Annotated in this window: 11 protein-coding genes and 1 pseudogene; 11 read left to right on the top strand and 1 reads right to left on the bottom strand. The window is 64.3% G+C overall.

All coding sequences use genetic code 11. The features are described 5' to 3' along the window. Window positions 1–316 precede the first annotated feature (316 nt). The 3 genes and pseudogenes from ACR9YP_RS19820 to ACR9YP_RS19810 all read left to right on the top strand — a co-directional run. Complete coding sequence (locus tag ACR9YP_RS19820; protein WP_474220919.1) at window positions 317–1567, top strand: multidrug effflux MFS transporter; 1251 nt, start codon at window positions 317–319, stop codon at window positions 1565–1567. 320 nt (window positions 1568–1887) lie between these two features. Continuing rightward, window positions 1888–2901, top strand: a complete 1014-nt coding sequence (locus tag ACR9YP_RS19815; RefSeq protein WP_474220917.1) for a phosphatase PAP2 family protein — start codon at window positions 1888–1890, stop codon at window positions 2899–2901. Next, window positions 2901–3035 (top strand): annotated as a pseudogene (locus ACR9YP_RS19810) (MFS transporter); the annotation flags it as partial. The gene ACR9YP_RS19815 and the pseudogene ACR9YP_RS19810, both read left to right, overlap by 1 nt. Window positions 3036–3318: 283 nt before the next feature. Here the strand turns inward: ACR9YP_RS19810 and ACR9YP_RS19805 are convergent. Next, window positions 3319–4929, bottom strand: coding sequence for an ABC transporter substrate-binding protein (locus ACR9YP_RS19805; protein WP_439361349.1), 1611 nt, complete (start codon window positions 4927–4929; stop codon window positions 3319–3321). A 270-nt stretch (window positions 4930–5199) separates the two neighbouring features. On the opposite strand from ACR9YP_RS19805, the gene ACR9YP_RS19800 reads away from it, so the two are divergent. The 8 genes from ACR9YP_RS19800 to ACR9YP_RS19765 all read left to right on the top strand — a co-directional run bounded on the left by ACR9YP_RS19800 (window position 5200) and on the right by ACR9YP_RS19765 (window position 15711). Next, window positions 5200–6330, top strand: a complete 1131-nt coding sequence (locus tag ACR9YP_RS19800; RefSeq protein WP_438107311.1) for a M20/M25/M40 family metallo-hydrolase — start codon at window positions 5200–5202, stop codon at window positions 6328–6330. A 196-nt stretch (window positions 6331–6526) separates the two neighbouring features. Continuing rightward, entirely contained in the window at window positions 6527–7468 is a 942-nt protein-coding gene (locus ACR9YP_RS19795; protein WP_164934790.1) for an ABC transporter permease, read from the top strand. A 19-nt stretch (window positions 7469–7487) separates the two neighbouring features. After that, entirely contained in the window at window positions 7488–8375 is an 888-nt protein-coding gene (locus ACR9YP_RS19790) for an ABC transporter permease (protein WP_091888843.1), read from the top strand. A gap of 150 nt (window positions 8376–8525) precedes the next feature. Next, window positions 8526–10175: an ABC transporter ATP-binding protein gene (locus tag ACR9YP_RS19785; RefSeq protein WP_438107309.1), complete on the top strand. Its 1650-nt coding sequence runs from the start codon at window positions 8526–8528 to the stop codon at window positions 10173–10175. 235 nt (window positions 10176–10410) lie between these two features. Continuing rightward, window positions 10411–11916: a M81 family metallopeptidase gene (locus ACR9YP_RS19780; protein ID WP_474220916.1), complete on the top strand. Its 1506-nt coding sequence runs from the start codon at window positions 10411–10413 to the stop codon at window positions 11914–11916. A 13-nt stretch (window positions 11917–11929) separates the two neighbouring features. Beyond that, window positions 11930–13102 (top strand): M20 aminoacylase family protein, encoded by a 1173-nt coding sequence (locus ACR9YP_RS19775; RefSeq protein ID WP_128932986.1) that lies wholly within the window; start codon window positions 11930–11932, stop codon window positions 13100–13102. Next, window positions 13095–14516: an amidase gene (locus ACR9YP_RS19770; RefSeq protein WP_438107303.1), complete on the top strand. Its 1422-nt coding sequence runs from the start codon at window positions 13095–13097 to the stop codon at window positions 14514–14516. Before ACR9YP_RS19775 ends, ACR9YP_RS19770 begins: the two co-directional genes overlap by 8 nt. 304 nt (window positions 14517–14820) lie before the next feature. Further along, window positions 14821–15711 (top strand): crotonase/enoyl-CoA hydratase family protein, encoded by an 891-nt coding sequence (locus ACR9YP_RS19765; RefSeq protein ID WP_438107301.1) that lies wholly within the window; start codon window positions 14821–14823, stop codon window positions 15709–15711. Window positions 15712–15718: the final 7 nt, after the last annotated feature.

The following is a 15718-nucleotide window of genomic DNA, read 5'->3' as shown; positions in this document are numbered from 1 at the left end:
ACCTTGTTTGGCTTGTTTCTCTGGGCGCCGCTGCGGCGCCTCCTCATCTCGGCCGCACTGTGGGCAGAATGCGTTTCGGTTTCATCCTGCCGGACGGGCGCGGCCGCGCGGGATGCCGATCTTTAGGAAGGGATGGTGAATCACTGGTTTCCGGCCACCGGGGGTTGCGCGATCTGGGGAATCCGGCAGGCAAGGAAAGGCGGCCATCTCACCAATTCTTGTCCACTCCGGCCCTGCCTGACAGCCATCCCGAAACGGGGGTTGTGCACTGCAGCATCGGAATGGATAACGCCCTCAATTTCAGAGGTGAGCTTCCTTGTCCGACGTCAATGCCGACGATTGGGTGTCCTCCGGACACCGTCCCATGGGTTTTCCCGAATTCGTCATCGTGATCGCGTCCATCATGGCGTTGAATCCGCTTGCGATGGACATGATGCTGCCGGCCCTGCCCAACATCGGCAGCGCCTTCAAGATTCCCGTCGCCAACCATCTTCAACTGGTGCTGTCGACCTTCCTGGTCGGCTTCGGCGCCGGCCAGTTCGTCATGGGCCCGTTGTCGGACCGCTTCGGCCGCCGCCCGGTGCTGCTCGGCGGCATGGCGGTCTATGCGGTGGCGAGCGTGCTGGCGGTCGCCGCGCCCTCGTTCGAGACGCTGCTGCTGGCGCGCGCGCTGCAAGGGCTCGGCACTTCGGCGACGCGCGTGATCGCGACCTCGATCGTGCGCGACTGCTATGTCGGCCGCCGCATGGCAAGCGTGATGTCGCTCGCGATGATGGTGTTCATCGCGGTGCCCGTGATCGCTCCCTCGTTCGGACAGGCGGTGCTGCTGGTGACGGCATGGCGCGGCATCTTCGTGATGCTGATGCTGTACGGCCTGCTCGCGCTCGCATGGTGCGTGCTGCGGCTGCCCGAAACCCTTCCCGAGTCCGAGCGCAGGTCGCTGGCACCCGCCGACGTGCTCTCGGCCTTCCGGCAGACCGTGACCCATCGCCAGACCATCGGCTACGCCACGGCCGCCGGCAGCGTCATCGGCGCGCTGTTTGCCTACGTCTTCTGCGCCCAGCAGGTCTTCACCGGCATCTATCACCTCGGCCGTTACTTCCCGCTCGCCTTCGCGGCGATCGCGGCCGGCACCGCCGTCGCCGGCTTCCTCAACGCGAGGCTGGTCGGCAGGCTAGGCATGCGCGTGATCTCGCATGGGGCACTGACGCTCTACACCGCAGTGGCCGGCGTGATGCTGCTGACCGAAAGCCTCGGCGTGCTGCCGCTATCCTTGTTCATGGTGCTCTCCGCCCTGATGATGTTCTCGTTCGGCATGATGGTCGCCAACTTCACCGCCCTCGCGATGGAGCCGCAGGGCCACATCGCCGGCACCGCCTCCTCGCTCTATGGCTCGATCACAACATTGATCGGAATCGTGGTCGGCATGGCGATCGGGCAAAGCTTCGACGGCACGCTGCTGCCGTTCTCGATCGGCTTCTTCCTGTCGACGCTCGCAGCGCTCGCGATCGTGCTGGTGGTGGAAAAGGGACGGCTGTTCAAGCCGCATCATCGCCCTATCGCGTGAGGAAGCTCGTTCAGACGTTCGGGTCGGGCGCGCTCTGCTGAGCGCCTTCTATCGATCGCCACTATACACTTTAACGTAACGGTCGGCGCCACAAGAGCACCCTGACGCCTTCCTAGTAGAAGTCGTCGCTCGTGCAGACATCTCTAATTTTGAGGTTATGCGATGTCTTTATTTCAATTTTGCCGGAATGGATCCTGCTGTCGTAGAGATTCGATTAGGAATGAGGGTTGTTCCATCGCCTAACGACGTCGGCAGGTTGTTGATATATTAAAGGTTGTGTTGCCATATATTTCCCGGAAAATGCAGGAAAATGGCGGCGCATGACCGTTCGTGCTTACGTGAGAAACAGTCCCGCCCAATCCGCCGGAGCGCAAACGAGTTCAGAAGCAAGCGTGGAGGCCTATGGTCTCTACCTGCTGAACTGGATCACTATTGCAATTCTGGCGCGATTCGTCGGTGTATCCCTTGCCTTGTTGAAACTCTCGATGGCCCTCGAAGGCGAGTTGTTGGGAGGCATGGCGACGGTTGCAGGTCTCACGGCGGCGGGTCACGTCTTGTTGTCACGAGTACGCGCCGTGCGCATTGCGCACGTTCTTAGTTCCATCGCCCAGTTGGGCCTTGTGTCCATGCTCGGGGCCGTCCTGACCTACGTCGCAGCATCTGCAAATTTGCCATTGCAGGATGCCATGCTCGACTCCTGGGACAAGTTCTTCGGACTGGATTGGACTGTCTATTACCGGCTCATGACAGCCTGGCCTGCGCTGCTGCCGTATGCATGCTTGTCCTATGGTGCAATCGGTTTGCCGCCGATCGCGGTTCCCATCGTTCTCGGACTGACGAACAACCACGTTCGATTGCAACAGTTCACGATGGCGACGTTGCTCACCCTTTGTGCTGTGGCTTTGATTTCTGCGCTGATACCGGCCATCGGCACCTATCAGCAATACAATTTGCCAACCGAGTTCGCGACCTTCAAGGCTAGCGGCTATCTCATCCAGCTCGATCGCCTGCCCGTGGTGAGAAGCAGTAGCCTACAGGTTCTGAACATCTCGCAGATCGGCGGCATCGTGACCTTTCCCAGCTTCCATGCTGCCGCGGCTCTGCTCGCGCTGTGGGCGTGGTGGGGCGTGTGGTGGATGCGTCCATGGGCTTTAATGATGTGCGTTGCAATGCTGGTAGCAACGCCCTTGTGGGGTGGACACTACTTTGTGGACATCTTCGCTGGTGTAGCCGTTGCAGCTCTTGCGATTGCCTTCGCGAAAGCAATTGAAGGTCAATCGTTGGTCATTCCCCACGGCGCAAAAAGTACCTCGCTTGCATGCATGACTCCCTGATCGGCCAAAGCTTCGACGGCACGCTGCTGCCGTTCTCGATCGGCTTCTTCCTGTCGACGCTCGCAGCGCTCGCGATCGTGCTGGTGGTGGAAAAGGGACGGCTGTTCAAGCCGCATCATCGCCCCATCGCGTGAGGAACTTCCCGTCCCCCTCAATGTTGTCCTGCAGCAATTCGAGAGGATGACGAGATGGAACAAGAGCGCAGACCGGATCAGTCCGCGTGGGAGACCGAACAGCCCACGCCACGGCAACAGTCATCCGAAGAGCGGCAGGACAGCAGCCTGCCCTTCGCAAGTGAAGGGCTCGAGCAGGTGCGCGACAGCCACTGTTAGAACAAACCGAGCAGGGATCGCTTCATAAAAAACGGCGCCGCGGAAAGACGCGGCGCCGTTCGCTTTTCACAGGAAGGCGTGCCGCCTACTCCGACTTGTCAATGTTCCAGAACAGCGGGGTCGCCGGGCCGTCGAGCACGCCGCTCAGCGATTTGCGCCAGCCGCTCGGCAGGAGATATTGTCCGAGCGGAATGTAGATCACCTGCTCATAGGCTTCCTTCTGGATGTCGGCGGCGATCTTCTTCTGCTCGTCGAGCGAGGACGCGCGGACGAAGGCGTCCTTGAGCTGCTCGATCTTGGCGTCTTCCGCCCAGCCGAACCAGCCGCCCTTCTTGCCCTGGCCGCCGATCGAGAGATTGGCGATCGGGTTGGAGACGTCGGCCGCGACCCAGTTGGTGAAGAACATGTTCCAGCCGCCCTCCTTCGGCGGCTTCTGGCTGGCACGGCGGCTCACCACGGTCTGCCAGTCGGTCGCTTGCAAATCGACCTTGAAGCCGGCCTCGCGCAGCAGCTGGGCCGCAACGATCGGCTGCGCCTTCAGCGTCGTGACATCGCCAGGGGCCATGATCACGACCGGGGTGCCGTCATAGCCGGACTCGGCGAGCGCCTTCTTGGCTTCCGCCATGCCATTGCCCTTCACCAGGGTTTCCCCGCCGACCTCCGTCGCGAGCGGCGTATCGCACACGAAGAAGGCGCCACAGATCTTCTGGTACTTCGGGTTTCCGACCAGCGCGTCGAGCACGTCCTTCTGGTTTATCGCCAGCAAGGCAGCCCGGCGCACCTTCACGTTGTCGAACGGCGGATGAAGGAAGTTCATCCGGCCGAGCGTCTGAAAGCCGAACTTGTTCGAGACCTCGAGCGTGAGCTCCTTGTTCGCCTCCAGTATCGGCAGCATGTCGTAGGGCAGATTTTCCATGAAATCGATGTCGCCCGACTGCAACGCGTTCACCGCGGTCTGCGAGTCCGGCATGGTGATCCATTCGACACGGTCGACCTTCACCACCTTGCCGCCGGAGGTCCAACTCGCCGGCTCCTTGCGCGGCACGTAATCGGTGTTCTTGACGTAGACCGCCTTCACGCCCGGCTGGAATTCCGACTGCACGAACTTGAAGGGACCCGAGCCGATCTGCTCGGGGATCTGCTTGTCCGGCGGCGTTTCGGCGAGGCGCTTCGGCATCATGAAGGCGACGCGCGAGGACGGCTTGCCGATCGAATCGAGCACGAGGCCGTAGGGCTCCTTCAGCTTCAACGTGATGGTCTTGGCGTCCGTCGCCTCGATGCTCGCGGTGAAGTCCATGAGCTTCTGGCCCATGCCGTCGACCGCGGCCCAACGCTTCAGCGAGGCGACGCAATCCTCCGCCGTAACCGGCGCACCGTCATGCCACTTCAGGCCGTCGCGCAGCGTGAAGGTGTAGGTGAGCTTGTCGTCGGAGATCTTCCAGTCCGCCATCTGCGGCTGGATCTTGAAGTTCGAATCGGTGGCCACCAGCGTGTCGTAGACCATGTAGCCATGGTCACGCGTGATGTAGGCCGTGGTGAAGATCGGGTCGATGATACGCAGATCCGAATGCATCACCGCCGTGATGGTCTTGCCGGCGGCAAACACCGGCGAGGCCATCGCCGTGGACAGCGCGACGACCGACAGCGCAAGTTTGGAGGCAAACGCGCGAGACCCCCGGCGCATGAAGTTGAACATGGAAAGTTTCTCCTGACGTGAAACTGTTCAAAGGCAGATTATTGGTTGAGCATCCGGTTCGTTCTTTGGGCGAACTAACCTCATGCAATGCCTTTATCTTTTCGAGACTTGCAGACCGTGCCGAGCGCGTCAATCCGGTTTCGCTGCAAGCCCTTGCGGCGTGTGCACGGGCTCCACAAGGATCGGTTTGGCTCTACAACACTCTCTGCCTGTCCCGCCCCGCGCCGATGCAATGCGCGTTCCATCTTTCGAAGCTTGAGAGACATTGAGATGAATCCAGCCAATCTTCCCTTCGATTCCGAGGCGATGCTCCAGGGCCTGCGCGGCTGGGTGGAATGCGAGAGTCCGACCTGGGACGCGGGCGCCGTGAATCGCATGCTCGATTTCGCAGCGCGGGATATGGCGATCATGGGTGCGACCATCGAACGCATCGCCGGCCGCCAGGGCTTTGGCGACGTGATCCGCGCGCGCTTTCCCCATCCGAAGCAGGGCGAGCCCGGCATCCTGATCGCCGGGCACATGGACACCGTCCATCCGGTCGGCACCATCGAGAAGCTGAAATGGCGGCGCGAGGGCAACAAGTGCTACGGCCCCGGCATCTACGACATGAAGGGCGGCAACTACCTCTCGCTGGAAGCGATCCGGCAGCTGGCGCGCGCCGCCTTCACAACGCCGCTGCCGATCACGGTGCTGTTCACGCCCGACGAGGAAGTCGGCACGCCCTCGACCCGCGACATCATCGAGGCGGAGGCCGCGCGCAACAAATACGTACTGGTGCCCGAGCCCGGCCGCGCCGACAATGGCGTCACCACCGGACGTTACGCAATCGCGCGTTTCAATCTCGAGGCGACGGGACGGCCGAGCCACGCCGGCGCGACGCTGTCGGCGGGACGCTCGGCGATCCGCGAGATGGCCCGGCAGATCCTCGCGATCGACGCGATGACCACGGAGGACTGCACCTTCTCGGTCGGCGTCGTGCATGGCGGACAATGGGTCAATTGCGTCGCCACGACCACCACAGGCGAGGCGCTGTCGATGGCCAAGCGCCAGGCCGATCTCGATCGCGGCGTCGAGAGGATGCTGGCGCTGTCAGGCACAACCAATGATGTCACCTTCAAGGTCACCCGCGGCGTGACGCGCCCGGTGTGGGAACCGGACGCCGGCACCATGGCGTTATATGAAAAGGCCCGCGGCATCGCCAAGTCGCTCGGCGCCGAACTGCCGCATGCGAGTGCCGGCGGCGGCTCCGACGGCAACTTCACCGGCGCAATGGGGATCCCGACTCTCGACGGCCTAGGCGTGCGTGGTGGCAACGGCCACACGCTCGAAGAGTATATCGAGGTCGAAAGCCTGGCCGAACGCGGCCGGCTGATGGCGGGGCTGCTGGCAACGCTGGAGTGATTTTTGAGCCCGTCATTCCGGGGCGGTCCAAAGGACCGAACCAGGAATGACGCCTGAGGTGAAAGGGGCGCTCGAAACGACTGGCCGCACTGCAAAACCTGTGGCCCGGATGGCACGGGAATTGCTGAAATGTTAGGTTGATGGCAGGCTTGTCAAAGACCCTGCCACGATTTGACTCTAATCTGACGGATCCAACTTGCTCGGATATCTCGTTCGCCGAATCTTCGCCGCCGTGCCCGTGATGGGCGTCGTCGCGCTGTTCGTCTTCCTGCTGCTTCGCCTCACCCCCGGCGATCCCGCCGCCATTCTCGCCGGCGACAATGCGACGCCGGAACGGCTGGAGCGCATCCGCACCTCGCTCGGCCTCAACGAGCCGCTGATCGTGCAGTTCGTCACCTGGGTGAACAAGCTGCTGCACGGCGACCTCGGGACCTCGCTGATCTCCAACCTGCCGGTGATGAAGATGATCGGCCAGCGCGTCGAGCCGTCGATCTCGATTGCGCTGTCGACGATCATCCTCGCCGTCATCGTCGCCGTCCCGCTCGGCGTGATCGCGGCGTGGAAGCACGGGACCTGGATCGACCGCTTCGTGATGGGCCTGTCGGTGCTCGGCTTCTCCGTGCCGGTGTTCGTGGTCGGCTATGTCCTGATCGAAATCTTCGCGATCGATTTGCGCTGGGTGCCGGTGCAGGGCTTCAAGAGCATCTCGAATGGTTTCGGCCCGTTCTTCGAGCGCATCATCCTGCCGACCTGCGCGCTCTCCTTCATCTACATCGCGCTGATCGCGCGCATGACGCGCGCGGCGATGCTCGACGTGCTCGGCGAAGATTACGTCCGCACCGCACGCGCTAAGGGCATCAACGAGGTCGCCGTGATGATGCGGCATGCGCTGCGCAACGCGGCGGTGCCCGTGATCACCGTCATCGGCACCGGATTTGCGCTGCTGATCTCCGGCGTCGTCGTCACCGAGAGCGTGTTCAACATTCCCGGCATCGGCCGCCTCACCGTGGACGCGGTGCTGGCGCGCGACTATCCGGTGATCCAGGCGATGATCCTGCTGACGTCGCTGATCTATGTCGTCGTCAATCTCCTGATCGACGTCGCCTATACGCTGCTCGATCCCCGGATCCGGTACTGAGGCAAGGGTAAGAACAAGAATGTCGGTTGATAGCCTCCCCCAGTCGTCCATTCCGATCACGTCGCCGCTGCGGCCGCGGTTCGGATTCCTCACCTCGACGCCGATCATCGCGACGGCCACGGTCTGCCTCGCGCTGGTCGTGGTGATCTCGATCGTGGCGCCGCTGATCGCGCCGCATGATCCGATCCAGCTCGCGCCGTCGCAGCGGCTCAAGCCGTCGTCGGCGCAGTTCCTGCTCGGCACCGACGCCTACGGACGCGATCTCTTGTCGCGTGTCATCTATGGCGGCCGCATCTCGCTCCTGATCGGCATCGGTTCGGCGATTCTCTCCGTCGCCATTGGCCTTGCCATCGGTCTCGTCTCCGGCTTCTTCAAGCTGGTCGATGCCGTGATGATGCGGATCATGGACGGCCTGATGGCGATGCCGAGCATCCTGCTCGCGATCGCCGTGGTGTCGCTTTCCGGTGCGAGCCTCTGGACCGTGCTGATCGCGATTACCATTCCGGAGATCCCGCGCGTGGCACGCCTGGTGCGCTCGGTGGTGCTGTCGGCGCGCGAGGAGCCTTACGTCGAGGCTGCGATCTCGGTCGGCTCCAGCCTGCCGAAGATCATGTGGCGGCACCTGATGCCGAACACGATCGCGCCGCTGATCGTCCAGGGCACCTATGTCTGCGCCTCCGCGATCCTGACCGAGGCCATTCTCTCCTTCCTCGGCGCCGGCATCTCGCCGGAGACGCCGACCTGGGGCAACATCATGGCCGAGGGCCGCCAGTACTTCCAGCTCAAGCCGTCGCTGATCTTCTGGCCGGGCCTGCTGCTCTCGATCGCCATCCTCAGCATCAATTTGATCGGCGATGCCGCCCGCGACGCCCTCGATCCGCGCATGAAGCAGCGGGAGGGGAAGTGATGCGAGTACCACGGTCATTCCGGGGCGCGCCTTTTGGCGCGAGCCCGGAATCCATTTCACCGCTTGGACTGACGCCCGATGGATTCTCAGGTGCGCAATTGCGCACCGTAGTTCGCGCTGCGCGCGCCACGGAATGACGAAAGCCCCTGCATGACCAACACCATCCTCGACATCAACAACCTCGTCGTCTCCGTCGGCAAGAAGCCGGGCGGGCCGAAGATCATTGACGGCATCTCGATCCAGGTGCGCGAGCGCGAGACGCTGTGCCTCGTCGGCGAAAGCGGCTCGGGCAAGTCGGTGACCTCCCTCACCACGATGGGCCTGTTGCCCAAGGGCACGCTGGTGCCGACCGGCGGCAGCGTCAAGCTGGTCGGCGAGGAGCTGCTCACCGCGACCGACCGCCGCCTGCGCCAGCTCCGCGCCACGCAGATGGCGATGATCTTCCAGGAGCCGATGACCGCGCTCAATCCGGTCGTGCCGGTCGGCCGCCAGATCGACGAAGTCCTGCGCGCCCATACCAATCTCGACGCCAAAACACGGAAGAAGCGCATCCTCGATATGATGGAGCAGGTGCGCCTGCCGCAGGTCGAGCGCATCTTCGCCTCCTACCCGCACCGCCTCTCCGGCGGCCAGCGCCAGCGCATCATGATAGCGATGGCCCTGGTGCTCGAACCAAAGCTCCTGATCGCGGACGAGCCGACCACCGCGCTCGACGTCACCACGCAGAAGCAGATTTTGACCCTGATCCGCGATCTCCAGCGCGATCACGGCACGGCGGTGCTGTTCATCACTCACGACATGGGCGTGGTCGCGGAGATCGCCGACCGCGTCGCGGTGATGCGGCAGGGCCGCCTGGTCGAGACCGGTCCGCTCGAGACCGTGCTGCGCAATCCAACCATGGAGTACACCCGGAACCTGCTCGCCTCGGTGCCGAGCCTGGTGCCGCGGTCGCCCCGCGAGGAGACCCGTGAGCCGGTGGTGCTGGAGGCCAACGACCTCAGCAAGGTCTACAAGGAGCGCGCCTTCTTCGGCAAAGGCCGCGAGGTCGTCGCCGCCGACAAGGTGACGCTGACGCTGCGCAAGGGCCGCACGCTCGGCATCGTCGGCGAGAGCGGCTCGGGCAAGTCGACGGTCGCGCGCTGCATCGTCCGCCTGATCGATCCGACCTCCGGCGGCGTGCGCCTCGCCGGCCGCGAGATCGCCGACATCTCGCGCCGCCTGCTCCAGCCGCACCGGCAGAAGATCCAGATCGTGTTCCAGGATCCCTATCGCTCGCTCAATCCGCGCGTCACCGTCGGCGAGAGCATCGCGGAAGGCCCGATCAATTACGGTGTCGCACACGCCGATGCCATGAAGCGAGCGCGCGAGCTGCTCGAGCTGGTCGGCCTGCCCGCCGATGCGGTGTCGCGCTATCCGCACCAGTTCTCCGGCGGCCAGCGCCAGCGCATCGCCATTGCCCGTGCGCTCGCGCTCGATCCGGACGTGCTGGTCGCGGACGAGGCGGTCTCCGCCCTCGACGTCTCCGTGCAGGCGCAGGTGCTGGAACTGCTCGACGAGATCCAGAAGCGGCTCGGCATTGCCATCCTGTTCATCACCCATGATTTGCGCGTCGCCGCGCAAATCTGCGACGAGGTCGTGGTGATGCAGCACGGCCGCGTCGTCGAACAGGGCCCCGCCGCCGAAGTGCTGACGCATCCGAAGGAGGCCTACACCAAGGCGCTGCTGGATGCGGCTCCGGGGCGCGACTGGGACTTTGCGAACTTCCGGCCGGTGGCAGAGGGTGTGGCGGCCACCGTGTAGTCTGCCCGCTGTCATTCCGGGGCATCGCGAAGCGATGAGCCCGGAATCCATCCAACGGCAGACTCCGCAGCGCAATGGATTCCGGGCTCGCGCCAAGTGGCGCGCCCCGGAATGACAGCGTAGTAGCATTCCCAAAACGTCTTGACCCTATGCACGGCGCGATTGCTTCCCGCCTTGCTCTCCTCGCAAAGCCAAGGCTAACGTCGCGCACTCCTGATCGACTGGACTGGAATTGATGACACGTATCGCCGTCGGCGGCTTCCTGCACGAGACCAACACCTTCGCTCCGACGAAGGCGACGTTCGCGGACTTCCAGCACGGCGGCGGCTGGCCGGCGATGACGCAAGGCGCCGACGTGCTGAAGGTGATGCGGCGCATCAATGTCGGTCTCGCCGGCTTCGTCGATAGCGCTGAAGTGAACGATTGGGAACTCATTCCAACGATCGCCTGCGGTGCGAGCCCGTCGGCGCATGTCACCAAGGATGCTTTCGAGCGCATCGTGAAGGTGATGGTCGACGGCATCGCAGCCGCCGGTCCGCTCGATGCCGTCTATCTCGACCTGCACGGGGCGATGGTGACCGAGCATCTCGACGACGGCGAAGGCGAGATTTTGGCGCGCGTGCGCCGCGTCATCGGCAAGGATGTTCCACTCGTCACCAGCCTCGACCTGCACGCCAACGTCACGCCCGAGATGATCGAGCATGCCGACGCGCTGATCGCCTACCGCACCTATCCGCATGTCGACATGGCCGCAACCGGCCGCGCCTGCGCAAGACATCTAGCGCTGCTGCTGAAGACCAAGCAGCGCTTCGCAAAGGCGTTCCGGCAATTGCCGTTCCTGATCCCGATCAGCTGGCAGTGTACCAACGACCAGCCCACCCAAGGTATCTACGAGAGGCTCGCCGCGCTGGAGAGCGATGCGGTTCCGACGCTGTCCTTCGCACCGGGCTTCCCCGCGGCCGATTTCCGCGATTGCGGGCCGAGCGTGTTTGCCTATGGCAAGACGCAAGCCGACGCCGATCGCGCGGCGGATGCGCTTCTCAAGCTGATCGAAAGCCACGAAGACGATTTCGACGGCAAGATCTGGTCGCCCGACGAATGCGTGCGCCACGCGATGGAGCTTTCCAAGAGCGCAAGCAAGCCGATCATCATCGCCGACACCCAGGACAATCCAGGCGCCGGCGGCGATTCCGACACCACAGGCATGCTGCGCGCGCTGGTGCGCAACAACGCGAGTGCCGCGACGGGGGCGATCTACGATCCGGTCTCGGCCAGGGCCGCGCATGCAGCCGGCGTCGGCGCTACCGTGACGCTGTCGCTCGGCGGCAAATCCGGCATCCCCGGCGACGAGCCCTATCGCGAGACCTTCGTCGTCGAAAAGCTCTCCGACGGCCGCTTCATCGCGCCCGGTCCTTATTATGGCGGCCGCGAGATGGAGATGGGCCCCTCCGCAGCCTTGCGCATCGGTGACGTCCGCGTCGTCGTCTCCTCGCACAAGGCGCAACTCGCCGACCAGGCGATGTACCGCTATGTCGGCATCGAGCCGACCGCGCAGAAGATCCTGGTCAACAAGAGCTCGGTGCACTTCCGCGCCGATTTCGAGCCGATCGCGGAAAAGCTGCTGATCTGCGCCGCGCCCGGCGCGATGCCGGCCGACACCGCCTCCCTGCCGTGGACGCGCCTGCGGCCGGGCATCCGCATCAAGCCGAACGGCCCCGCCTTCCATCCCCCATCACGCTAACCGGACAGGACACATGCCCACGATCGACCGCATCGACGGCTATGCCGACGAACTCACTGCTATCAGGCGCGACCTCCACGCCCATCCCGAGATCGGGTTCGAGGAAGTGCGCACCTCCGGCATCGTCGCCGACAAGCTGAAGAGCTGGGGCATCGAGGTGCATCGCGGTCTCGGCGGCACCGGCGTGATCGGCGTCATCAAAGGCAAGGGGACGAGCGGCAAGCGCATCGGCCTGCGCGCCGACATGGACGCGCTGCCGATGGAGGAGAACACCAATCTGAAATGGAGCTCGAAGATTCCCGGCCGCTTCCACGGCTGCGGTCATGACGGCCACACCACCATGCTGCTCGGCACCGCGCGGTACCTCGCCGAGACCAGGAATTTCGACGGCACCGTGCACCTGATCTTCCAGCCGGCCGAGGAAGGCCTCGGCGGCGCCCGCGCGATGATCAAGGACGGCCTGTTCGAGAAATTCCCCTGCGACGAGCTCTACGGCCTACACAACGCGCCCGATCTCAACCATGGCGAGATCGCGATCCTGCCGGGCCCGGCGATGGCCAGCGCCGACTTCTTCGACCTCCGCATCACCGGCTACGGCGCGCATGGCGCGATGCCCGAGCGCTCCAAGGACGCGGTGATCATCGCGACCACGCTGGCGCAGGCGATCCAAACCATCGTCAGCCGCAACGTCGAGCCGCTGCAGTCCGCCGTCATTTCGATCACCCAGATCCATGCCGGCTCCGCCTACAACGTCATCCCCGGCGAAGCGCATCTCTGCGGCACCATCCGCACCTTCTCGGATGAAGTTCGCGCCCTGATCAGCGAGCGCATCCGCACGATCTGTGCCGGCATCGCAGCTGCGTTTCAGTGCACGATCGAAGCCGACATCCGCGACACTTTTGGCGTCCTGATCAACCAGGTCGAGCAGTCCAAGGTGGTCGAGGAGGTCGCGCGCACGGTGGTCGATCCCGCCAACGTGATCACCCGCGCCCAGCCGAAGATGGGCAGCGAGGATTTTGCCGACATGCTGCAGACCATTCCCGGCGCCTATTTCTGGGTTGGCCACGACGGCTCGGTGCCCGTGCACAATCCCGGCTTCGTGCTCGACGACAAGATCCTGCCGATCGGCGCCAGCATGTTCGCCCGCATCATCGAGACCCGCATGCCGGTGGGTAGCCATGCATAAAAAGAGCGCCGAAGAGACGGTCACCTCGCTGCATGATCTGTCCGCGGTCGATCTGATCGCGGGCTATCGCGCCAAGCAGTTCTCGCCAAGCGAGGTGCTGGAGGACGTGCTTGCGCACGTCGCGGCGTGGGAACCGCATCTGAAAGCGCTCTATGCATTCGACCCCGAGGCCGCGCGCGAGGCCGCGAAGGCTTCGACCGCGCGCTGGACCGGCGGCGAGCCGTCCGGCGCGCTCGACGGCGTGCCTGTCACGGTGAAGGACAATATCGCGACCAAGGGCGTGCCGGTGCCGCTGGGCGCTGCCAGCGTCAAGCTGGTGCCGGCCGAGAAGGACGCGCCTCCCGCCGCGCGGCTGCGCGAGGCCGGTGCGATCATCTTCGCCAAGACCACCATGCCCGATTACGGCATGCTGTCCTCCGGTCTCTCCAGCTTCCACGCGCTCGCGCGCAATCCCTGGGACCTCTCCAAGAACCCCGGCGGCTCGAGCGCGGGCGCCGGTGCTGCCGCGGCGGCCGGCTATGGTCCCTTGCATCTCGGCACCGATATCGGCGGCTCGGTGCGCCTGCCCGCGGGCTGGTGTGGCCTTGTCGGGCTGAAGCCGAGCTTCGGCCGCGTGCCGATCGACCCCACCTATGTCGGCCGCGTTGCCGGACCGATGACCCGCACGGTCGATGATTGCGCGCTGATGATGAGCGCGATTGCAAAGCCCGACCGGCGCGACGGCATGAGCCTGCCGGCCGAGCCGCTCAACTGGAAGGGGCTGGAGAAGTCTCCGCGCAAACTGCGCATCGGCTTGATGCTCGATCCCGGTGTCGGCATGCCGCTGGACAAGCCGGTGCGCGAGGTCGCCGTGAAAGCGGCCAAGGCGTTCGAATCCGCCGGCGCCGTCGTCACCGAGGTCGACGGCATCCTCACCCGCGAGATGCTCGACGGCCTCGACAATTTCTGGCGCGCGCGGATGTGGGACGATCTGGCCAAGCTGACGCCGGCCGAGCAGGCCAAGGTGCTGCCCTACATCTTCAAGTGGGGCGAGTCCGGCGCCAAGCTGTCGGGCGTCGACGTCATCCGCGGCTTCAACCAGACCATGGCGATCCGCGCGGCCGCAGGAAAACTGTTCTGCGAGCTCGATTATGTGATCTCGCCGACCGCCCCGAACGTGAACTATCCGGTGGAATGGGCCTCGCCGACCAACGATCCCATGAAGCCGTTCGAGCACATCGCCTATACCGTGCCGTGGAATATGTCGGAGAACCCTGCGATCTCCGTCAACGGCGGCTTCAATGCCAAGGGTTTTCCCATCGGCGTGCAGATCGTCGGCCGCCGCTTCGACGATATTGGCGTGCTCGGCATGGCCAAGGCCTTCGAAGGTCTGCGCGGCCCGCAGCGGCCCTGGCCGAAACCGCCGGGGCGGTAAGACGCTCTTCTCATCCCGGGAAGCGCGCCCATTAGGCGCAAGCCCGAATGACTTGGGACGGGCAGCATGCGGAGCCTCTCTTGCTTACCCTCCCCTGGAGGGGGAGGGTCGGCTCACATTGAGCGAAGCGACATGTGAGACGGGGTGGGGTGACGGTCTCTCTGCGTCCGGCAGTGCCCGAGAGGAGAGATCACCCCACCCCGCTCGCGCTACGCGCGATCGACCCTCCCCCTCCAGGGGAGGGTAAAAAAACTCAAGCCCTCTGCCATCTGCGCAGCGAAAAGAACAACGGAAGGAAACCACCATGGCGTATGAGACGATCAAATACGAGGTCGCCGAGCAGATCCTCACCATTACGCTGAACCGGCCCGACAAGCTCAACGCCTTCAACGCGCAGATGCAAGCAGAGCTGATCGACGCGTTCGACGCCGCCGACAAGGACGACAATGTCCGCGCCATCATCGTCACCGGCGCGGGCCGCGGCTTTTGCGCGGGCGCCGATCTTTCGTCCGGCGCTGACACCTTCGACCGCGACGCGCGCCGCGGGCCGGTGAAGCGCTTCGCCGACGGCAAGGTCGATTACAGCGATCCGCAGGTGCGCGACGGCGGCGGCCAGGTCACGCTACGCATCTTCAAATGCCTGAAGCCGGTGATTGCCGCCGTGAACGGCCCCGCGGTCGGCATTGGCGTCACCATGCAGCTGGCGATGGACATCCGCATCGCCTCGGATGCCGCGCGCTTCGGATTCGTGTTCTCCCAGCGCGGCATCGTGCCGGAGGCCGCCTCGAGCTGGTTCCTGCCGCGCATCGTCGGCATCTCGCAGGCGCTGGAATGGTGCTATTCGGGCCGCGTCTTCCCGGCGCAAGAGGCGCTCGCCGGCCGTCTCGTCAGCAAGGTCGTCGCCCCGGATGATCTCCTGCCAACCGCACGCGCACTTGCCAAGGAATTTGCCGCCAAAACCGCGCCGGTCTCGATCGCCCTGATCCGCCAGATGATGTGGCGCATGATGGGCGCAGACGATCCGATGGAGGCCCATAGGGTCGACAGCCGCGGCATCTATGCCCGCGGCCGCTCGGAGGACGTGAAGGAAGGCGTGGTGTCGTTCCTGGAGAAGCGTCCGGCCCAGTTCAAGAACAAGGTGTCCAGCGATATGCCGGACTATTTCCCGTGGTGGACCGAGCGGGAGTACAAGTGAGGCTCTC

It is taken from the genome of Bradyrhizobium sp. BR14999 (assembly GCF_056106085.1).
This window is presented reverse-complemented; position numbering and strand designations above follow the sequence as displayed.